Below are 18,825 nucleotides of genomic sequence, written 5' to 3'. Positions count from 1 at the left end.
GCGCCAGGGAGTCCGCATGACCGACACCGCGCCCGCGATCGAGCTTCGCGGCATCTCCAAGGCCTTCGGGCCGGTGCAGGCGAACAAGGACATCAGCCTCGCCGTCCAGCCGGGCACCATCCACGGCATCATCGGCGAAAACGGCGCGGGCAAGTCCACGCTGATGTCGATCCTCTACGGCTTCTACAAGGCCGATGCGGGCGAGGTCTTCATCCGCGGAAAGAAGACCGAGATCCCCGACAGCCAGGCCGCCATCGCCGCCGGCATCGGCATGGTCTTTCAGCACTTCAAGCTGGTGCCCAACTTCACCGTGCTGGAAAACGTGATCCTCGGCGTCGAGGAGGGCGGGCTGCTCAAGCCCTCGCTGGCCAAGGCGCGCCGCGCGCTCACCGATCTCGCCCGCGAATACGAGCTCAACGTGGACCCGGACGCGGTGGTGGAGACCCTCAGCGTCGGCCACCAGCAGCGGGTCGAGATTCTCAAGGCGCTCTATCGCCAGGCCGACATCCTGATCCTCGACGAGCCCACCGGCGTGCTGACCCCGGCCGAGGCGGACCATCTCTTCCGCATCCTCGCCGGGCTCAAGCGCGAGGGAAAGACCATCGTGCTCATCACCCACAAGCTGCGCGAGATCATGGAGATCACCGACACGGTGAGCGTGATGCGGCAGGGCGAGATGACGGCCACGGTGCCGACCTCAGAGACCAGCCCCGAGCATCTGGCCGAGCTGATGGTGGGCCGCAAGGTGCTCTTGCGGGTGGACAAGACGCCGGCGCGGCCCGCGCAGACCGTGCTCGAGATCGAGAAGCTGCGCGTGACCGATCAGCACGGCGTCGAGCGGCTCAAGGGGATCGACCTTGCGGTCCGCGCGGGCGAGATCGTGGGCATCGCGGGGGTCGCCGGCAACGGGCAGTCGGAACTGCTCGAGGTGCTGGGTGGCACGCGCGAGGCCACGGGCCGCGTGCGGATCAATGGCGAGGAGATGGCGCTGACCGGGCGGCACGCCGACGGGCGAACGCGGCGGGGCCAGGGCATCGCCCACGTTCCCGAGGATCGCCAGCGCGCGGGCCTCGTCATGCCCTTCGCCGCCTGGGAGAACGCGGTCTTCGGCTATCACCGCGATCCCGCCTACAACCGCGGCGTTCTGATGGACAACGAGGCCATCCGCCGCGACGCCGACAACAAGATCGACCGCTTCGACATCCGGCCCGCGAACTGTCGCCTCTCGGCGCGCAGCTTCTCGGGCGGCAACCAGCAGAAGATCGTGCTGGCGCGCGAGATCGATCGCAACCCGGACCTGCTGCTGGTGGGCCAGCCCACCCGCGGCGTGGACATCGGCGCCATCGAGTTCATCCACCAGGAGATCGTGCGCCTGCGCGACGCCGGCAAGGCGATCCTGCTGGTCTCGGTCGAGCTCGACGAGATCTTCTCGCTCGCCGACCGCATCGTGGTGATGTTCGACGGCCGCGTGATGGGCGAGCGCGACCCGGCGCAGACCGACGAGCGCGAGCTCGGCCTGCTGATGGCCGGCATCGAGGGCGAGCCCGACAAGCCCGAATGGCAGGCCATCGACGAGCAGTGGGAACGCGTCGAGGCAGAGGAGGAGGCCGCGCGCCATGGATAGGATGCCCGCCTGGGCGGATGCCGTCCTCGTGCCGCTGATCTCGCTGCTGCTGGCCGCGATCCTTTCGGCGCTGGTGATCCTCGCCATCGGGGAGAGTCCGGTGGAGGCCTTTCGGCTCATGGTGGAGGGCGCGCTGATGCGCTCGGCCGGCTGGGGCTATACGCTCTACTACGCCACGAACTTCATCTTCACGGGGCTCGCCGTCGCCGTGGCCTTTCACGCGCGGCTCTTCAACATCGGCGGCGAGGGGCAGGCGATGCTGGGCGCGCTGGGGGTCGCGCTCGTCTGTCTCTACATTCCCTGGCCGCACTGGTCCCTGGCGCTCCTGGCCGCCAGCGCGAGCGCGGCCCTCTTCGGTGCGCTCTGGGCCTTGATTCCCGCCTACCTTCAGGCCACGCGCGGCAGCCATATCGTCATCACAACGATCATGTTCAACTTCATCGCCGCGGCGCTCCTGAACTACCTGCTCGTCAACGTGATGAAGCCGGCGGGCATGATGGAACCCGCCACCGCCACCTTTCCGCAGGCGGTCCATCTGCCGACCTTTCAGGACATGTTCTCCACCGCCGCGACGCCGCTCTTCCGCGGCTCGCCGGCCAACGTCACCTTCTTCGTGGCGCTGCTCGCGTGCCTCTTCGTCTGGGCGCTGATCTGGCGCACGCGGCTGGGCTACGAGATCCGCGCGCAGGGGCATTCCGAGACGGCGGCGCGCTACGCGGGCATCCGGCCCGTGCGCATCGTCGTGATCGCCATGCTGATCTCCGGCGCGCTCGCGGGCCTCATGGGCATCAATTCGACCATGGGCGAGGCCGAGCGGCTGATCCTCAACTCGACCGAGGGCGCAGGCTTCATCGGCATCGCGGTGGCGCTGATGGGCCGCAACCATCCGCTGGGGGTGCTCCTGGCCGCGATCCTCTTCGGCTTCCTCTATCAGGGCGGGGCCGAGCTCGCGCTCTGGACGAATATCCCCCGCGAGCTGATCGTGGTGATCCAGGCGCTGGTGATCCTCTTCACCGGGGCGCTCGACAACATGGTGCGGATGCCGCTCGAACGCGCCTTCCTGGCCGCGCGCCGGCGCCGGACGCGCCGCGCCGAGCCGGCGGAATAGGAGACGCGCGCAGATGGATTTCCTCACCGCCCTGCAGGTGCTCGACTCCACCGTCCGGCTTTCCACGCCGCTGCTGCTGGCCTGCCTCGCCGGCCTGTTCTCGGAACGCTCCGGCATCTTCGACATCGGTCTCGAGGGCAAGATGCTGGCCGCCGCCTTCTTCTCCGCGGCGGTGGCCTTCACCAGCGGCTCGGTCTGGATGGGCCTGCTGGCGGGCACCGCGGCCTCGATCGCGCTCTCGGCCATCCACGGCTTCGCCTCGATCACCTTCCGCGGCAACCAGCTGATCTCGGGCGTGGCGATCAACTTCCTCGCCGCCGGCACCACCGTCGTCGTGGCGCAAAGCTGGTTCGCCCAGGGCGGCCGCACCCCCTCGCTGCCGCCCGAGGGTCGGTTCCAGACCATCACGCTGCCCTTCGCCGAGGCGCTGCGGGACGTGCCGATCGCGGGCCCGATCTACCATGAGCTCATTTCCGGCCACTCGATATTGGTCTACGTCGGCCTGCTGGCCGTGCCGCTTACCTGGTGGGTGCTCTTTCGCACCCGCTTCGGCCTGCGCCTGCGCGCGGTGGGCGAGGCGCCCGAGGCGGTCGATACGGCCGGGATCTCGGTCGTGGGCCTGCGCTACGCGGCTGTCGCCATCGCAGGCGTGCTCTGCGGCATCGCCGGGGCCTACCTCGCCACCGGGCTGCAGGCGGGCTTCGTCAAGGACATGACCGCCGGGCGCGGCTTCATCGCGCTCGCGGCGCTCATCTTCTCGAAATGGCGCCCCTGGCATGCGCTGGGCGCCTGCCTGCTCTTCGGCTTCCTGCAGGCGATCGCGCTGCGCTACCAGAACATCGACCTCGGCGCCTTCACCGTCCCGGTTCAGGTGATGGACGCCGCCCCCTACATCCTCACGGTCGTGATTCTTGCAGGCTTCGTCGGCCGCGCCATCCCGCCCCGCGCGGGCGGCGAGCCCTACGTGAAGGAGCGGTGAGCCGCAGCGGGCCTGCCCGCCGGCGGCGGCTGTCGTCGGTCCTTCCTCTTGCGGGAAATACCCTCGGGGGGTGAATTGGCCGAAGGCCAAGAGGGGGGCAGACAGCCCCCCTTCGCGACGCCGGCCGTCGCGCCGTCTTCGCTGCGGCGCGGCAGCTTGCCAAGCGCGGGGCCGGGACGCTAGGTAGACACATGATGATCTACCTCCCCATCGCCGAGGTCTCGGTGAACGCCTTTCTCCTTCTGGGGCTCGGCGGTCTGGTGGGGGTGCTTTCGGGCATGTTCGGCGTCGGCGGCGGCTTCCTGATGACGCCGCTTCTGTTCTTCATCGGCATCCCTCCGGCGGTGGCCGTGGCGACCGAAGCGAACCAGATCGTCGCCTCCTCCTTCTCCGGCGTGCTGGCGCATTTCCGACGCAAGACGGTGGATCTGCGCATGGGGCTCGTCCTGCTCGTGGGGGGGCTGATCGGCGCGGCGCTGGGCGTGTGGGTGTTCAACATCCTCAAGGCGCAGGGGCAGGTGGATCTGCTGGTCCGGCTCTCCTACGTCGTCTTCCTCGGCGTGGTCGGCGCCTTGATGTTCGTCGAGAGCCTGCGCGCGATCCTGAAGTCGCGGCGTCCGCCCGTGCCGGGCGCGGCCGCGCGGCGCAGGCAGCGGGGTTGGATCCACGCGCTGCCCTTCAAGATGCGCTTCCGCACCTCGGGCCTCTACATCTCGGTGATCCCGCCGTTGCTCGTCGGTGTGGCCGTGGGGGTTCTGGCCGCGATCATGGGCGTGGGCGGCGGCTTCATCATGGTGCCGGCGATGATCTATCTGCTGGGGATGCCCACCAAGGTCGTGGTGGGCACCTCGCTCTTCCAGATCATCTTCGTCACCGCCTTCACCACGCTGCTGCATGCGACGACCAACTACACGGTGGACATGATCCTCGCCGTGCTGCTGCTGATCGGCGGCGTGGTGGGCGCGCAGCTCGGCGCGCAACTGGGCACCCGGCTCAAGGCGGAACAGCTCAGGATCCTGCTCGCGCTGATGGTGCTGGCGGTCTGCGGCAAGCTGGCGGCGGATCTCCTGCTCCAGCCGGCGGAACTCTACTCGGTCGGCGAGGCAGGGGCGCATTGATGCTGCGGCTGGCGCTCCTCCTGCTCGTCGCCCTGGCCGCGCCGCTCAGGGCCGAGGAGGTGGTGCTGGGCCTGTCGCGCGACACGGTGTCGATCACGACCAATTTCGAGGGGTCCGAGATCCTCATCTTCGGCGCGGTGAAGCGCGAGGGTCCGATCCGCACTGACCCGCCGCTCGAGGTGGTGATCACCGTCGCGGGGCCGAGCGCGCCGGTCACCGTGCGCCGCAAGGAGCGCGTGGCCGGCATATGGGTGAATACCGACGCGGTCGAGATCGATCGCGCCCCGAGCTTCTACGCCGTGGCGACCAGCGGACCGATGGAGGAGGTGGTGCGCGACACCGAGGATCTGCGCCACAAGATCTCCATCCCGCGCGCGATCCGCTCGGTCGGAGCGCCCGAAGAAGTGCAGGACGCCGCGGCCTTCACCGACGCGCTGATCCGGATCCGCAAGCGCGAGGGGCGCTATGCGCTCGCCGAGGGGGCGGTGGACGTGACCGAGCAGACGCTCTTTTCCACCGCGATCGACATGCCGGCGAACCTGACCGAAGGCGACTACGCCACCCGGATCTTCCTCACGCGCGACGGGCGCGTGGTGGCGGATTTCGAATCGGTCATCGGGGTGCGCAAGGTGGGGCTCGAGCGGTTCCTCTTCACGCTCTCGCGCGAGCAGCCGCTGGTCTACGGCCTGTTGTCGCTGACGATCGCGATCGCGGCCGGCTGGGCGGCCTCGGCGGCGTTCAGGATGCTCCGGCGCGGCTGAGCGCGCTCATCGGCCCTGGCGGGCCTCTTCGCCGGCAAGCCCCGCGCGCAGGGCCGACAGCACCTCCTGCGCGTTCCGGTCAGGCGGGAAGACCGGGTAGAAGACGCGTGCGATGTGGCCCCCGCGCGCGATCAGCGTAAGGCGCTTCAGAAGCGTCGCGCCCGCGGCCTCGAAAGTCGGCAAGTGCAGCGCACGGGTGAACCGGAGATCCGCGTCCGAGAGCAGCGGGAAGGGCAGGGCGAGCCGCTCGGCCGCCTCGCGCTGATACTCGGTGTCCTGCGTGGACAGGCCGAAGACATGCTCGGCGCCCGCCGCGCGCAACTCCGCGAAGTGGTCGCGGAAGGCGCAGCTCTGCGGCGTGCAGCCGCGCGCGCCGGGGATGGCGTCCCAGCCCTCCGGCAGGGGCTGGCCTGGGCGGCCGGTGCGCGGATAGGCATAAAGGACCACTGTGCCGTCCAGGGCAGCCAGATCGACCGTGCCGCCCGCGGTCGAGGCGAGGGGCACCGTGGGAAGCGCGGCGCCCGGCAGATGCGCCGCCGCCCCGTCGTCGTGCGGCGCGGGGATCGTGGACCAGTCCGGCGCCTCGGGCATCAGGCCGCGACCGTCTCGGGCATGCGCAGGCCGAGGATCTCGCGCGCCTCGCGCCAGCTCGCCACCGGGCGCTCGTACTTCTCGCAGAGTTCGACCGTGCGGCGGACCAGCGCCGCGTTCGAGGGCGCGAGCGTCTCGCGGTCGAGCCGCACGTTGTCCTCGAGGCCCGTCCGGGCGTGGCCGCCCGCGGCGATGCACCATTCGTTCAGCTCGATCTGATGGCGGCCGATGCCGGCGGCGCACCATTCGGCGTCGGGCACGAGGCGCTTCACCGTGTGCAGGTAGTAATCGAAGACGTCGCGGTCGGCCGGCATGGCGTTCTTCACGCCCATGACGAACTGGATGTAGAGATGGCCGGGGATCTTGCCCTCGCGGTTCATCTTCGCCGCCTGGAAGATGTGGGAGAGGTCGAAGGCCTCGATCTCGGGCTTGATGTCGTACTCCCGCATCTCGCCCGCCAGCCAGTCAACGAGGTCGGGCGGGTTCTCGTAGACGCGGGTGGGGAAGTTGTTGGACCCCACGGTGAGCGAGGCCATGTCGGGCCGGAGCGGGAGCATCCCGCCCCGCGCCTTGCCCGCGCCCGAACGGCCGCCGGTGGAGAACTGCACGATCATGCCGGGGCAGTGCTTCTCCAGCCCCTCCTTGAGGCGGGCGAATTTCTCCGGGTCGGAGGTCGGCGTCTCGTCGTCGTTGCGCACATGCGCGTGACAGATGGCGGCGCCCGCCTCGAAGGCCTCGTGCGTCGATTCGATCTGCTCCTCCACGGTGATCGGCACGGCCGGGTTGTCGGCCCTGGTGGGCACCGAGCCCGTGATCGCGACGCAGATGATGCAGGGTCGTGTCATGTCAGATATCCAGGAAAACGGTTTCGTGGTCGCCCTGAAGCCGGATGTCGAAGCGATAGAGCGGCTGGCCGTCGCGCTCTTCGCGCTTGGCCACCAACGTGTCGCGGCGGTGGGTCTGCTCGACCAGGTTCAGCACCGGGTCGGCGGCGTTGGCCTCGCCCTCGTCGGAGAAATAGAGGCGCGTCGCAAGGCCGAGGTTGATGCCGCGGGCCACGATCCAGAGGCTGATGTGCGGCGCCTGAACCGTCCCGTTGCGGCCCGGCACCGTGCCCGGCTTCACGGTCTCGAAGCCCCACAGGCCGGTCTCGAAGTCCGAGATCGTGCGCCCCCAGCCGCGAAAGCCGTCCTCGACTTCCGTGTGTCGCGGATCCTCGGGGTGGGGGTAGATGCCGGCGGCATTGGCCTGCCAGGCCTCGATCAGCACGTCGCGCACCGGCGCGCCGGTGCCGTCGAGCACCATGCCCTCGATGCGGATGCGCTCGCCTGCCGCGTTCGGCCCGGCGATGTCCCAGCCCAGTTCCTGATCGAAGATGGAAAAGCCCGCCGCGCCGGGCGCGAGGCCGATGTGGACGTAAGGCCCGGCCGTCTGCGAGGGGCTCTCCTTGAGGTAGGCAAGCGGCTGCCGCATGGCTCAGTTTCCTTCCAGCCGGTTCTCGAAGAGGGTCGAGCGGCGCCCCCTGAGCACGATGTCGAAACGGTAGGCGAGGCAGTCGAACGGGACGCTGGCGTTCATGTCGAGCCGGGCTGTCAGCATGTCGATCGCCTCCGGGTCGGGGATCGTGCTCACGATCGGGCAGCGCGGGATCAGCGGATCGCCCTCGAAATACATCTGCGTGATCAGCCGCTGCGCCCAGCCCGTGCCGAAGACCGAGAAATGGATATGCGCCGGGCGCCAGTTGTTCTCCCAGTTGCGCCAGGGATAGGCCCCGGGCTTCACCGTGCGGAAGTAGTAGTAGCCCTCGGCATCCGTCAGCGTGCGCCCGCAGCCTCCGAAGTTGGGGTCGATGGGGGCGAGGTAGGTGTCGTTGCGGTGGCGGTAGCGCCCGCCGGCGTTGGCCTGCCAGATCTCGACGAGGGTGTTGGGCACCGGGCGCGCCTCTTCGTCCAGCACGCGGCCGTGCACGATGATCCGCTCGCCCACCGGCTCGCCGTCCTGCGCGTAGTTCAGGATCAGGTCGCGGTCGATCTTGGCCACGTCGTCGGGGCGAAAGACCGGGCCGGTGATCTCGGAGCGCGTGTTCTCGATCGAGAGCGCGGCGAAGCGCGGGCTGCGCGCGACCGAGGACTTGTACTGCGCGGCATGCGCGGGGGGATGCCACTGCCGGTCGCGCTGGAAGAACTCGCCGTCGTGTTTCCTCATACCTCCACCCCCATGTCGGCATAGGTGCGCCGGGCGATGCCGATGGCGTGGTTGGCCCGCGGCACGCCGGCGTAGATCGCGACGTGCAGCATCGCCTCCATCACCTCTTCCGGCGTGGCGCCCGTGTTGGCCGTGGCGCGGACGTGCATCGCCACCTCGGCATCCGATCCCTGCGCCGCCAAGAGCGCCAGCGTGATCAGCGAGCGATCCCGCAGGCTCAGCCCCTCGCGCGACCAGACGTGGCCCCAGGCCGCCTCGGTGATCATTTCCTGGAAGGGCGCGTCGAAGCTCGTCTTCTTCGCCTCGGCCCGGTCCACATGCGCGTCGCCCAGCACGCGGCGGCGCGTGGCCATCCCCTGATCGTGGCGTGCGCTCAAACCGCGGCCTCCGTGTCCGAATGCGCCCAGTCCCAATAGAGCTCGCGCACCCGCCGCGCGACCGGCCCCACCTGATATTCCCGCTCGTCGAAGGCCGTGACCGGCGTGACCTTGTTCATGTTGCCGGACATGAAAACCTCGTCCGCATCGCGGAAATCGTCGAAGGACAGGACTTTCTCGTGCACGGTCATGCCATCGGCGCGCATGTTGCGGATGTGCCGCGCGCGCGTGATCCCCGCCAGGAAGGTGCCGTTGGGGATCGGGGTGAAGACCTCGCCGTCTTTCACCATGAAGACGTTGGCGGTCGCCGTCTCGGCCACATTGCCCAGCGCGTCGGCCACCAGCGCGTTGCCGAAGCCCTTGGCGCGCGCCTCGGCAAGCATCCGCGCGTTGTTGGGGTAAAGGCAGCCCGCCTTGGCGTTGACCACCGCATCCTCCAGCACCGGGCGGCGGAAGCGGGTGGTGGTCAGCGTGGTCGCGGCCTCGGGCGGGGCCATCGGGATCTCTTCCAGCGAGACGCAGAAGCCGGTCTCGGTCTGCTTCGGCACGATGCCGAGGTCGCCGCCCTCGATCGCCCAGTACATCGGGCGGATGTAGACGGCGGCCTCCTTGGGATAGGCGCGCAGCCCCTCGCGCACGATCTCGACCATCTCCTCGGTCGTGACGGTGGGGCGGATCATCAGCGCCTCGGCCGAGCGGTTGACCCGCGCGCAATGGGCGTGAAGGTCCGGCGCGATCCCCTGCACGTAGCGCGCCCCGTCGAAGACCGTGGTACCCAGCCAGGCGCCGTGGTCCGCGGCGCGCATTACCATCACGTCGCCCTCGTGCCAGGCGCCCTCGAACCAGGTGCGAAGATTCGTTCCCGTCGCCATGGCGCGCGCCTCCTCCTCCCCATGCCCTTGAATGCCGCCGGAGCCTAGGCCCGCCCCGCGCCGAGGTCCAGACGCGAAATGCCCCCGGCGGGGGAACGCCGGGGGCGGATATCGCCGGGTCTGTTCCGGCACGCGGCGGCATGACGGTGTCGGGGGACCTGCGCCGCGACGGGCAGTGCGAGTCGCCCGAGCCGACCCTAGCGACGAGAGGAGTCGGTTTTGTGACTGCAACCATGCAGGCAAAACAAGAACACCGCTTGGTGTCATGAGCATGATCTGGTTCATGCAGGAATTCTCGGCAGATGCTGCGTGCCGTGCCCGCGTGGAAGCGCAGCGATGGCCGGAGGGTCCGGTCTGTTCCGAATACGGGTCGGTGGGCGGCCACTGAACGAGGAACTGACGGTAAACGGCGGCCCCGGTGTCAGGTCTTGATCTTCTCGATCAGGGATACGCCGGGCAGTCCCTCGAAATGTGCGTCGCAGGTCAGGAGCGTCGCCCCCTGCGCGCGGGCGGTTGCGAAGATGATCGCGTCTGCGGTCGCAAGCTTGTACGCCCGGCAAGCCTCTGCAGCCGCCAGCGCAATCTCGGTGTCGAGTGGCACGACAGTGCAGACCTGCGTGAAGGCGATGACCTGATCTGCCTTGTCCTCGCCGACCTCGCGGGTCAGCCATTTGGCCAGCTCGAGCTGGACCATGGTCGGGACGAGCCATTCGGCCTGTTCGGGCAACTGCCCGGAGAGTTTCTCGCCCGTGGGCGAGCCGATGAGCCATTCGATCCACGCCGACGTGTCGACGAGGATCATCAGACCCGGTCCGAGCGGTCTCGATAGTCGTTGGCGGATGCTCCGCGCGCGAGACCTTTCAGCGCCTCCCGCTTCGGTACCGGCACCAGCAGGACGCCGGTGCCCTTCGGGATGAAGGCGAAGGTCTGGCCCGCTTCCCAATGCTGCGCGGTGCGGATCGCCTTGGGGATCGAGATCTGGAACTTCGAGGACAGGGTCGCGGTCTCGGCCATTTTCATACTTTCATGTGATCGATGGCGAAAGCGTAAGAAGCTAATGTGGCGAAAGCAAGGGATGTGACGGCGCTTCAGGCCGCCTCTGCCAGAAGGCCGCGCAGATCGAGCGGCGCGGTGATCATCGCGAGGCTGCCGTCGGCGCTGCGCGGCCATTCCGCCTTCGGCCGGTCGCGGTAGAGCTCGACGCCGTTGCCGTCCGGATCGGTCAGATAGACTGCCTCGCTCACCCCGTGATCCGACGCGCCATCGAGCGCGATCCCAGCATCGAGCACCCGCTGCACCGCCCGCGCCAGCGCCGCGCGGTCGGGATAGAGGAACGCCGCGTGATAGAGGCCGGTCGTCCCGGCGGGCGGTGCCGCGCCTCCGCGGCTTTCCCAGGTGTTGAGGCCGATGTGGTGGTGATAGCCGCCCGCAGAGAGAAAGGCCGCCTGATCCCCGATGCGTTGAGTCACCTCGAAGCCGAGCACGCCGGAATAGAAGCCGATCGCGCGGTCGAGGTCCGCGACCTTCAGGTGGACGTGGCCCACGCGGGTGCCAGGCGGTGCTGTGTAGGTCATCGCAGTCTCCCTTTTCGGGAGAAGCTGGGCGCGTCGCGAACCTGCCGCAAGCGGCACGGGCGCACCACGCCTGTGCGCAGCTTGTCCTGGTCGCGCGGGGGCCGGCTCAGGCCCCCACCATCCCCACGATCTCGTAGGTGCGCTTGAGGATCGGCGCGGCGATGGCGCGGGCGCGCTCGGCGCCGCGGGCGAGGATGGCGTCGATCTCGTCGGGCGCTTCCATAAGGCGGGCCATTTCGGCCGAGATGGGCGCGAGCTGCTCCACCGCGAGTTCCGCGAGCGCGGGCTTGAACTCGGAGAACTGCTTGCCGCCGTATTCGGCCAGCACCTGCTCCACCTCCATGTCGGCGAGACCCGCGTAGATGTTGACGAGATTGCGCGCCTCGGGCCGTTCCTCCAGCCCCGCGTGATCCGAGGGCAGGGGGTGCGGATCGGTGCGCGCCTTGCGGATCTTCTGCGCGATGGCGTCCGCGTCGTCGGTCATGTTGATCCGGCTCATGTCCGAGACATCGGATTTCGACATCTTCTTCGACCCGTCGCGCAAGCTCATCACCCGCGTCGCGGCACCCTCGATCACCGGCTCGGTGAGCGGAAAGAAATCCACGCCGTAGTCGTGGTTGAACTTCGCCGCGATGTCGCGCGTGAGCTCGAGGTGCTGTTTCTGGTCCTCGCCCACGGGAACATGGGTCGCGTGATAGGCGAGGATGTCGGCCGCCATGAGCGCGGGATAGGCGAAGAGCCCGAGGCTGGCCTCCTCCTGGTTCTTGCCGGCCTTGTCCTTCCATTGCGTCATGCGCTTCATCCAGCCCATGCGGGCGACGCAGTTGAAAATCCAGGCCAGCTGCGCGTGTTCGGCCACCTGGGACTGATTGAAGAGGATCGAGCGTTCGGGGTCGATGCCGGCGGCGATGAAGCCGGCGCACAGCTCGCGCGTGGCGCGGGCGAGGCGCGCGGGATCCTGCCAGACCGTGATCGCGTGCATGTCCACCATGCAGTAGACGGTCTCGATCCCCTGTTCCTGCGTCTCGACAAAGCGCTTGAGCGCGCCCAGGTAGTTGCCGAGATGCAGGTTGCCCGAGGGCTGGATGCCCGAGAACACGCGCGGCGTGAAGCCGGCGAGGTGATCCGTGTCGGACATGCCGCGAAACTCCGTCTGGCGTTCTGGTCGCGGCTCGCTTACCCACGGGGGCTGGGACCGTCAAGCAAGCGAGGGAGAGCGGCATGCGCCACGGGCCCGGACCCGCCCCCGTGAATCCGCTGCCGCCCGTCGTGGCGGCACTGTTTCTCGTCATCGTCGCCGTCGAGGCGGCGTTCTCGCTCGGCGCGCGGGGCCTCCTGGGCGGCCCCGGCGCGGTGGGCTGGCGGCCCATGGCGATCGAGAGCTACGGTTTCAACGTCGCGATCCTCGACTGGATGATCGGGACGGGGCGCTGGCCGCTGGAGCATGTCCAGCGCCTCGTGACCTACCAGTTCGTGCACGCGAGCTTCACCCATGCCCTTTTCGCCGGGATCATGCTGCTCGCGCTGGGCAAGATGGTGGGCGAGGTCTTCGGCGCGCTGGCGACGCTGTCCGTCTTCGTGGTCCCCGGCATCGCCGGCGCGCTGGTCTTCGGCCTCCTGCTCGGCGATCCGCAATGGCTGGTCGGCGCCTTTCCCGGGGTCTACGGGCTGATCGGGGCCTTCACCTATCTGCTGTGGACGCGGCTGGGCGAGATGGGCGAACAGCAGATCCGGGCCTTCACGCTGATCGGTTTCCTGCTGGCCATCCAGCTGATCTTCGGCCTGCTCTTCGGCGCCTACAACGACTGGATCGCCGATCTGGCGGGTTTCGCCACCGGCTTCCTGATGTCCTTCTTCGTCAGCCCCGGCGGATGGGCGCGGCTGCGCGCCCGGCTGCGCCACGACTGAGTCAGCCGCCGCGGCGCAACGCCCCGCGCACCTCTGAGAGCCGGAGCGCGCCCAGCACCTGCGCGGCGGCCAGATAGACGGCCGCCCCGCCCCCCACCAGCGCCAGGAGCGCCAGCCAGCGCCAGCCGCCCATGCCGAGGAACGGCCCCAGCGCGAGCTCGAGTGCCCAGAGCGCCGCGCCCATGACCGCCGAGGCCGCGAGGATGCGCCAGAGGCGGCTGCGGAAGCGGGCGTCGAAGCGGGCCACCTCGCCCATCCGCCGGCCGCCCGCGGCCAGCATCCAGACCATCGCCCAGCCTGCGGCGGTCGTGGCGATCGCCGGCGCGATCCAGCCCAAGAGCGGCGCGAGGCCGATGGCGAGCACGGCATTCACGACCATCGCCCAGACGGCGTAGCGGAAAGGCGAGCGCGTGTCCTCGCGCGCGAAGAACAGCGGCTGCAGCACCTTCTGCAGCACGAAGGCCGGAAGGCCGAGGCCATAGATCGCCACGGCCACCGCGATCGCCGCGCTGTCGTCGGCGGTGGCCTGCCCGCGTTCGAACAGGACCGAGACGATGGGAAGCGGGATCAGCACCAGCGCGACGGCGCATGGAATGGTCAGCGCGAGCGCGATCTCGCCGGCCCGCGAGAAGGCGGCGCGCCCGCCCGCGTCGTCGCCGGCGCGCAGGCGGCGCGAGAGATCGGGCAGCAGCACGATCCCCACGGCGATTCCGACCACGCCCAAGGGGAGTTGGTAGAGCCGGTCGGCGGCGTAGAGCCAGCCCACCGCGCGGTCGAAATAGCTGGCCACCTGCTGGCCCACCAGCAGGTTGATCTGCACCACCCCGCCGGCGAGCGCGGCGGGCACGGCGATGCGCACCAGCCGCTTCAGTTCCGGCGTGAGCCGCGGGCGTTGCAGCCGCATGGTGAAGCCGGCCGCGCGCGCGGCGAACCCCACCAGCAGCAGTTGCGCGACGCCGGCCACCGGGATCGCCCAGATCAGAGCGCGCGCCACGTCGCCGCCCAGGTAGTGCGCGCCGGCCATCGCGCCGATCAGCAGCACGTTGAGCAGCACGGGCGCAGCCGCGGCGGCGGCGAAGCGGCCGGTCGCGTTGAGCACGCCCGATAGCAGCGCGGCGAGCGAGATGAAGAGGATGTAGGGGAAAGCGATCCGCCCGAACTCGACCGAGAGGCCGAATTCCTCGCGGCCCGCGAAGCCGCTCGCCATGCCGTAGACGAGCCAGGGCATGGCGAGCTGCGCCACCAGCGTCAGCGCAATCAGTACCGACCCGAGCCCCGCGAAGGCCTCGCGCGCGAAGGCCTGCGCGTCTTCCTCGCCCTCGAGCTTCTTCGAGAACATCGGAACGAAGGCCGTGTTGAAGGCGCCCTCGGCGAAGAAGCGGCGGAACATGTTGGGCAGGCGGAAGGCGACGACGTAGGCCTCGTAGAGCGGCCCGGTGCCGAGAAATGCGAGGATCATGGCGTCGCGTGCGAAGCCCAGCACGCGGCTTGCCAGCGTCCAGACGCCGACCGTCAGGAACCCGGCCATCAGGCGGATGGGCCTCATCGGCGGCGGCCCGTCATCGCCCGGGGCGCCGCGGCATGCCCATGCAGCCGTGTCCTGCATCGGCCTCGGCCGGCACGGAGGCGATCCGTCCCGGCCAGTCGTTGCCCCGACAGGACGCACGGGCCTGGGAAGCCGCGCGCGGCTGCGCGGGCCTGGGGTTCGCCGGTCTCCGCGGCGCGCTCATCCCTCGGCCCTCGCGGCGCCGTCCTCGATCGCCTTGCGCAGCCGCGCCTCGAGCGTGCGTTGCCTGGCGGCGGAATAGAGCTTCAGCCCGAACATGTCCTTGACGTAGAAGCTGTCCACCGCCTGCTCGCCGTAGGTGGCGATGACGGCCGAGGCGATGTTGACGTTCGCGTCCGCCAGCGTGCGCGTCAGGTCGTAGAGAAGGCCGGGCCGGTCGCGCGTGTCCACCTCGATGATGGTGTAGATGTCCGAGCCGTCGTTGTCGAAGGTGATCGAGGTCGGCACGCGGAAGGCACGCTCGCGCTTCTTGAGCTTGTCCTTCGGCCGGATCGCCTCGCGCGGGATCACCTCCCCCTTGAGCGTCTTCTCGATCGTGCGCGACAGCCGCGGCAGGCGCTCGCTCTCGTAGGGGCTGCCGTCGGCGTCCTGCACCCAGAAGACGGCCGTGGCGTAGCCGTCCTTCGAGGTATAGGTGCGCGCATCCACCACGTTCGCGCCGGCGAGCGCGAGCGCGCCCGCGAGGCGCGAGAAGATGCCGGGATGATCGGCCAGCGCGAAGCAGATGCGCGTCGCGTCCCGGTCCTCGTCGGGGTGCAGGTCGATGCGGATGTCGCCCTCGCCGATGTCGCGCAGGAGCTTCGCGAAGACCTCGTGCGCGGTGACGTGCAGCCCCTGCCAGTAGGCGGGGTAATGCCGCCCGAGTTCGCGGCGCAGGGCGGGGGCGTCCCAGCCCCGCAGGCGCTTGCGGAGCGCCTTCTTCGCCTCCGCCTCGCGGTTCTCGCGGTTGAGCGCCTCCATGCCGCCTTCGAGGGCGCGGCGCGTCTGGCGGTAGAGCGCGCGCAGCAACGCGGCCTTCCAGTTGTTCCAGGTATTGGGGCCGACCCCCCGGATGTCGCAGACGGTGAGCACCGTCAGCAGATCCAGCCGGTCCTTGGTGCGCACCGCCTTGGCGAAGTCGCGCACGGTGCGCGGGTCGGCGATGTCGCGCTTCTGCGCCATGTCGGACATCAGAAGGTGATAGCGCACGAGCCATTCCACCGTCTCCGACTCCCACTTGCGCAGGCCCAGCCGGGGCGCCACGCGGCGGGCGATCTGCGCGCCGAGGACCGAGTGATCCTCCTCGCGGCCCTTGCCGATGTCGTGCAGCAGCAGCGCGACGTAGAGCACGCGGCGGTTGACCCCTTCCTCGAGGATGCCGGAGGCCACCGGCAGGCTCTCGGTCAGCTCGCCGCGCTCGATCCGCGCGAGCTGGCTGATGCACTGGATGGTGTGTTCGTCCACCGTGTAGTGGTGGTACATGTTGAACTGCATCATCGCCACGACGGGGGCGAATTCGGGGATGAAGGCCGAGAGCACGCCCAGCTCGTTCATCCGCCGCAGCGCGCGTTCGGGGTTGCCGTGCTTGAGCAGCAGGTCGAGAAAGATCCGCCGCCCCTCGCGGCTGTCGCGCACCTCGTCGTCGATCAGATGCAGGTTGGCGCGCGCGAGGCGCATCGCGTCGGGATGGATGAGAAGCCCGGTGCGCAGCCCCTCTTCGAACAGCCGCAGCAGGTTGAGCTTGTCGGCGAGAAACGCATCGTCGTCCGCTATGGCGAGCCTGCCGTTGACCACCGCATAGCCCTTGCGCACCCGCGGCGTGCGGCGGAAGAGCCGCTCCAGAAGCGGCGCGCCCTTGCGGTGTTCGGCCTCGAGCGCGGTGAGAAAGATGCGCGTGAGATCGCCCACCGCCGTGGCGTGCAGGAAGTATTCCTGCATAAAATGCTCCACCGCCCGCCGCCCGCGGCTGTCCTGGTAGCCCATCGCCTCGGCCACATCGACCTGCATGTCGAAGGTCAGCTGCTCGACGGCGCGGCCCGCGATCAGATGCATGTGACAGCGCACCGCCCAGAGGAAGTTCTCGGCCCGGCGAAAGCGGTCGTATTCCTCCGGCAGGAAGACCCCGAGATCGACCAGCGCCGCCGCGGCATCGACGTGATGGACGTATTTCGCGATCCAGTAGAGCGACTGCAGATCCCGGAGCCCGCCCTTGCCCTCCTTGACGTTGGGCTCGACCATATAGCGCGCGCCCTGCTTGGTGTGGCGCGAGTCGCGCTCGGCGAGCTTGGCCTCGATGAACTCGCGCTCGCTGCCCTCGAAGAGCTCCGCGCGCAGCCGCTGGTCGAGCTCGGCCGAGAGATCGGCGTTGCCGCAGAGGTGACGGTGTTCGAGCAGCGCGGTCCGGATCGTGATGTCCTCGGCGCCCAGACGCAGGCAGTCCTTCACCGTGCGCGAGCTGTGGCCGATCTTCAGTTTCAGATCCCACAGGATGTAGAGGATGGATTCGGTCACGCTCTCCGCCCAGGCCGTGATCTTCCACGGCGACAGGAAAAGAAGATCGACGTCCGAGTGCGGGCTCATCTCGCCCCGCCCGTAGCCGCCCACGGCGAGCACCGCGATGCGCTCTCCCTCGGTCGGGGTGGGGCGCGGGTGCAGGCGCTCCGTCGCGACACGCCAGGCGGCCGTCACCAGACGGTCGGTCAGCCAGGCATAGGCGCGGATCGTGGCGCGCGCCTCGAAGGGGCGCGCGCGGAAGGCCTCTGCGATGGCCGCGCGCCCCCGCTCGCGCGCCTCGCGCAGCAGTCGGACCGCCGCCGCGCGCAGCGCGCCACCATCGGCCGCGGCCGCGGCCGCAGCCGCCAGGTCGCGCTCGAAGGCGTCCGCGTCGAAGATCGCCTCGGGCGCGCAGACGAGCTCTTCGGCTGCGGGGACTGCGAGGACGGGATCAGAGTCCGGCACCGCGGAAGCTTCTCGGCGCGGGGTCGAGAATCACCACCTGGCCGTCGCGGACCGTCGCCACCGCGAGGGCGCGCTGGTTCGTGCCGTCGGGCAGCAGCCGGAAGGCGCCGCCGGTGCCCTGGAAACCGGCGGATTGCGTGAGCGCGCCGCGCGTTAGGGCGTCGCGGTTGCCCTGTTCCACGAGCGCGCCGATCGCCGCGATGCCGTCATAAGCCAGGCCGGCCAGCGGATGCGGCTGCCCGCCGTAGGCGGCGGCGTAGCGCGCGCGGAAGCTCGCCGCGGTGGTCTCGTCCGGCAGGGCGAACCAGCCCCCCTGCAGGCCCGGCAGCCGCAGCGTCTGCGGCGGCACGTCCCACCGCGCGAGGCCGATGTACTGCGTCTGCGCCGGATCCAGCCCGCGCTCGGGCAGAAGCTGCGCAAGAAGCGGCAGCGCGCCGGCCGAGGTGGAGGTCAGGAAGACCGAATCCGCGCCGGTGGAGCGCACCGTCGAGACCGTGCGGTTCGCCGCCTCGACCGCGCCGGTCTCGGAGAAGGGGAAGGGCACGGTGCCCGCGACCGAAAGCCCGCTGCTCGCCGCCGCGGTCTGGATCGCGTTGCGGCCGAACTGGCCTTCGACGGTGTCGGGGTGCACGATGACCACGCTGCTGCGCCCCTGCCGCGCGGCATAGGCGGCGAGGCGGTTCGCCGTGTTCTCGAAGGTGGGTCCGAGCACGAAGAGATTCCCGCCCGCGATCGAGGCGTTGTTCGAGAAGCTCAGCACGTTCAGCCCGTCGTCCGCCACCTGCACGGCCGCCGCGTTTGCCGCCTCGGCGAAGAGCGGCCCGAGAATGATCCCCGCGCCCTCGTCGGCGGCTTGCTGCGCCACCGCCGATGCGTTGGCGGCCGAGCCGGCGGTATCGTAGACCCGCAGGTCGATCCGCACGTCGCCGAGATCCGCGATCGCCAGCCGCGCGGCGTTCTCGAGGTCGCGGGCGACGGTCGTGGTGCCTTCCGCGCTGCGCGGGACCAGCAGCGCCACGGGCACCGGGCGCGTCGTGTCGATCGACGGCCCCTCGGACAGCCCGGGAACGGTGACGCCGACCGGCTCGCAGGCCGCGAGCCAGAAGATCGAGAGCGCCGCGAGCACGCGGGCGGCGAGCTTGCGGGGCGAAGCGAAAACAGCGAACATGGACGAAAGCCTCCCTCGGTCGGGACCGGCGGTGCT

19 protein-coding genes are annotated in these 18,825 nt (G+C 69.6%); 6 read left to right on the top strand and 13 right to left on the bottom strand.

Annotation, left to right across the window (positions count from 1 at the left end; translation table 11 throughout):
* The first annotated feature begins 16 nt into the window (after positions 1–16).
* The 5 genes from DRV85_RS03445 to DRV85_RS03425 all read left to right on the top strand — a co-directional run bounded on the left by DRV85_RS03445 (position 17) and on the right by DRV85_RS03425 (position 5,590).
* Positions 17–1,624: an ABC transporter ATP-binding protein gene (locus DRV85_RS03445; RefSeq protein ID WP_113288038.1), complete on the top strand. Its 1,608-nt coding sequence runs from the start codon at positions 17–19 to the stop codon at positions 1,622–1,624.
* Complete coding sequence (locus DRV85_RS03440) at positions 1,617–2,732, top strand: ABC transporter permease (RefSeq protein WP_113288037.1); 1,116 nt, start codon at positions 1,617–1,619, stop codon at positions 2,730–2,732. Before DRV85_RS03445 ends, DRV85_RS03440 begins: the two co-directional genes overlap by 8 nt.
* Positions 2,733–2,745: 13 nt before the next feature.
* Positions 2,746–3,711 carry an ABC transporter permease gene (locus DRV85_RS03435; protein WP_113288036.1) on the top strand — a complete coding sequence of 322 codons (966 nt, stop codon included), beginning with the start codon at positions 2,746–2,748 and terminating at the stop codon, positions 3,709–3,711.
* Positions 3,712–3,902: 191 nt separating this feature from the next.
* Positions 3,903–4,829 carry a sulfite exporter TauE/SafE family protein gene (locus DRV85_RS03430; protein ID WP_113288035.1) on the top strand — a complete coding sequence of 309 codons (927 nt, stop codon included), beginning with the start codon at positions 3,903–3,905 and terminating at the stop codon, positions 4,827–4,829.
* Positions 4,829–5,590, top strand: a complete 762-nt coding sequence (locus DRV85_RS03425; RefSeq protein WP_113288034.1) for a TIGR02186 family protein — start codon at positions 4,829–4,831, stop codon at positions 5,588–5,590. The genes DRV85_RS03430 and DRV85_RS03425 overlap by 1 nt, the downstream gene beginning before the upstream one ends.
* Before the next feature lie 6 nt (positions 5,591–5,596).
* On the opposite strand, the gene DRV85_RS03420 is transcribed toward DRV85_RS03425, so the two are convergent.
* The 10 genes from DRV85_RS03420 to trpS all read right to left on the bottom strand — a co-directional run bounded on the left by DRV85_RS03420 (position 5,597) and on the right by trpS (position 12,347).
* Positions 5,597–6,181 (bottom strand): peroxiredoxin, encoded by a 585-nt coding sequence (locus DRV85_RS03420; RefSeq protein ID WP_113288033.1) that lies wholly within the window; start codon positions 6,179–6,181, stop codon positions 5,597–5,599.
* Positions 6,181–7,026: a 3-oxoadipate:acetyl-CoA acetyltransferase gene (locus tag DRV85_RS03415; protein WP_113288032.1), complete on the bottom strand. Its 846-nt coding sequence runs from the start codon at positions 7,024–7,026 to the stop codon at positions 6,181–6,183. The genes DRV85_RS03420 and DRV85_RS03415 overlap by 1 nt, the downstream gene beginning before the upstream one ends.
* A 1-nt stretch (position 7,027) precedes the next feature.
* Entirely contained in the window at positions 7,028–7,654 is a 627-nt protein-coding gene (gene pcaG / locus DRV85_RS03410; RefSeq protein ID WP_113288031.1) for a protocatechuate 3,4-dioxygenase subunit alpha, read from the bottom strand.
* 3 nt (positions 7,655–7,657) lie between these two features.
* Positions 7,658–8,386, bottom strand: coding sequence for a protocatechuate 3,4-dioxygenase subunit beta (pcaH, locus tag DRV85_RS03405; RefSeq protein WP_113288030.1), 729 nt, complete (start codon positions 8,384–8,386; stop codon positions 7,658–7,660).
* A complete protein-coding gene (gene pcaC, locus DRV85_RS03400; protein WP_199525796.1) occupies positions 8,383–8,763 on the bottom strand; it encodes a 4-carboxymuconolactone decarboxylase in 381 nt (126 codons plus the stop codon). The genes pcaH and pcaC overlap by 4 nt, the downstream gene beginning before the upstream one ends.
* Positions 8,760–9,635, bottom strand: a complete 876-nt coding sequence (locus tag DRV85_RS03395) for a branched-chain amino acid aminotransferase (protein ID WP_113288028.1) — start codon at positions 9,633–9,635, stop codon at positions 8,760–8,762. The genes pcaC and DRV85_RS03395 overlap by 4 nt, the downstream gene beginning before the upstream one ends.
* Before the next feature lie 421 nt (positions 9,636–10,056).
* Entirely contained in the window at positions 10,057–10,437 is a 381-nt protein-coding gene (locus tag DRV85_RS03390) for a type II toxin-antitoxin system VapC family toxin (protein ID WP_113288027.1), read from the bottom strand.
* A complete protein-coding gene (locus tag DRV85_RS03385; protein WP_113288026.1) occupies positions 10,437–10,649 on the bottom strand; it encodes an AbrB/MazE/SpoVT family DNA-binding domain-containing protein in 213 nt (70 codons plus the stop codon). The genes DRV85_RS03390 and DRV85_RS03385 overlap by 1 nt, the downstream gene beginning before the upstream one ends.
* Positions 10,650–10,723: 74 nt before the next feature.
* Positions 10,724–11,209 (bottom strand): VOC family protein, encoded by a 486-nt coding sequence (locus DRV85_RS03380; RefSeq protein ID WP_113288025.1) that lies wholly within the window; start codon positions 11,207–11,209, stop codon positions 10,724–10,726.
* A 106-nt stretch (positions 11,210–11,315) separates the two neighbouring features.
* Entirely contained in the window at positions 11,316–12,347 is a 1,032-nt protein-coding gene (trpS, locus tag DRV85_RS03375; RefSeq protein WP_113288024.1) for a tryptophan--tRNA ligase, read from the bottom strand.
* 83 nt (positions 12,348–12,430) lie between these two features.
* Between trpS and DRV85_RS03370 the strand changes: the two genes are divergently transcribed.
* A complete protein-coding gene (locus tag DRV85_RS03370; RefSeq protein WP_113288023.1) occupies positions 12,431–13,117 on the top strand; it encodes a rhomboid family intramembrane serine protease in 687 nt (228 codons plus the stop codon).
* 1 nt (position 13,118) lies between these two features.
* Here the strand turns inward: DRV85_RS03370 and murJ are convergent, their stop codons facing one another.
* The 3 genes from murJ to DRV85_RS03355 form a co-directional block, all read right to left on the bottom strand.
* Positions 13,119–14,663, bottom strand: a complete 1,545-nt coding sequence (gene murJ, locus DRV85_RS03365; RefSeq protein ID WP_113288022.1) for a murein biosynthesis integral membrane protein MurJ — start codon at positions 14,661–14,663, stop codon at positions 13,119–13,121.
* A 180-nt stretch (positions 14,664–14,843) separates the two neighbouring features.
* Entirely contained in the window at positions 14,844–17,621 is a 2,778-nt protein-coding gene (locus DRV85_RS03360) for a [protein-PII] uridylyltransferase (protein WP_113288021.1), read from the bottom strand.
* Positions 17,608–18,789, bottom strand: a complete 1,182-nt coding sequence (locus DRV85_RS03355; protein ID WP_113288020.1) for a penicillin-binding protein activator — start codon at positions 18,787–18,789, stop codon at positions 17,608–17,610. The genes DRV85_RS03360 and DRV85_RS03355 overlap by 14 nt, the downstream gene beginning before the upstream one ends.
* Between the last annotated feature and the right edge of the window lie 36 nt (positions 18,790–18,825).

Source organism: Rhodosalinus halophilus (assembly GCF_003298775.1).
Classification (GTDB): Bacteria; Pseudomonadota; Alphaproteobacteria; order Rhodobacterales; family Rhodobacteraceae; genus Rhodosalinus; species Rhodosalinus halophilus.
Note: the sequence above shows the minus strand (reverse complement) of the source record. Positions and strands in the feature narration are given on the sequence as shown.

What these genes read in the sequence shown, in the direction of transcription:
- DRV85_RS03420 (WP_113288033.1), bottom strand. Translation starts at nt 6,181, where the DNA reads ATGCCCGAGGCGCCGGACTGGTCCACGATCCCCGCGCCGCACGACGAC.
- pcaH (WP_113288030.1), bottom strand. Translation starts at nt 8,386, where the DNA reads ATGAGGAAACACGACGGCGAGTTCTTCCAGCGCGACCGGCAGTGGCAT.
- DRV85_RS03395 (WP_113288028.1), bottom strand. Translation starts at nt 9,635, where the DNA reads ATGGCGACGGGAACGAATCTTCGCACCTGGTTCGAGGGCGCCTGGCAC.
- trpS (WP_113288024.1), bottom strand. Translation starts at nt 12,347, where the DNA reads ATGTCCGACACGGATCACCTCGCCGGCTTCACGCCGCGCGTGTTCTCG.
- DRV85_RS03415 (WP_113288032.1), bottom strand. Translation starts at nt 7,026, where the DNA reads ATGACACGACCCTGCATCATCTGCGTCGCGATCACGGGCTCGGTGCCC.
- DRV85_RS03355 (WP_113288020.1), bottom strand. Translation starts at nt 18,789, where the DNA reads ATGTTCGCTGTTTTCGCTTCGCCCCGCAAGCTCGCCGCCCGCGTGCTC.
- DRV85_RS03435 (WP_113288036.1), top strand. Translation starts at nt 2,746, where the DNA reads ATGGATTTCCTCACCGCCCTGCAGGTGCTCGACTCCACCGTCCGGCTT.
- DRV85_RS03390 (WP_113288027.1), bottom strand. Translation starts at nt 10,437, where the DNA reads ATGATCCTCGTCGACACGTCGGCGTGGATCGAATGGCTCATCGGCTCG.
- pcaG (WP_113288031.1), bottom strand. Translation starts at nt 7,654, where the DNA reads ATGCGGCAGCCGCTTGCCTACCTCAAGGAGAGCCCCTCGCAGACGGCC.
- DRV85_RS03440 (WP_113288037.1), top strand. Translation starts at nt 1,617, where the DNA reads ATGGATAGGATGCCCGCCTGGGCGGATGCCGTCCTCGTGCCGCTGATC.
- DRV85_RS03380 (WP_113288025.1), bottom strand. Translation starts at nt 11,209, where the DNA reads ATGACCTACACAGCACCGCCTGGCACCCGCGTGGGCCACGTCCACCTG.
- DRV85_RS03445 (WP_113288038.1), top strand. Translation starts at nt 17, where the DNA reads ATGACCGACACCGCGCCCGCGATCGAGCTTCGCGGCATCTCCAAGGCC.
- DRV85_RS03430 (WP_113288035.1), top strand. Translation starts at nt 3,903, where the DNA reads ATGATGATCTACCTCCCCATCGCCGAGGTCTCGGTGAACGCCTTTCTC.
- murJ (WP_113288022.1), bottom strand. Translation starts at nt 14,663, where the DNA reads ATGAGGCCCATCCGCCTGATGGCCGGGTTCCTGACGGTCGGCGTCTGG.
- DRV85_RS03370 (WP_113288023.1), top strand. Translation starts at nt 12,431, where the DNA reads ATGCGCCACGGGCCCGGACCCGCCCCCGTGAATCCGCTGCCGCCCGTC.
- DRV85_RS03425 (WP_113288034.1), top strand. Translation starts at nt 4,829, where the DNA reads ATGCTGCGGCTGGCGCTCCTCCTGCTCGTCGCCCTGGCCGCGCCGCTC.
- DRV85_RS03385 (WP_113288026.1), bottom strand. Translation starts at nt 10,649, where the DNA reads ATGGCCGAGACCGCGACCCTGTCCTCGAAGTTCCAGATCTCGATCCCC.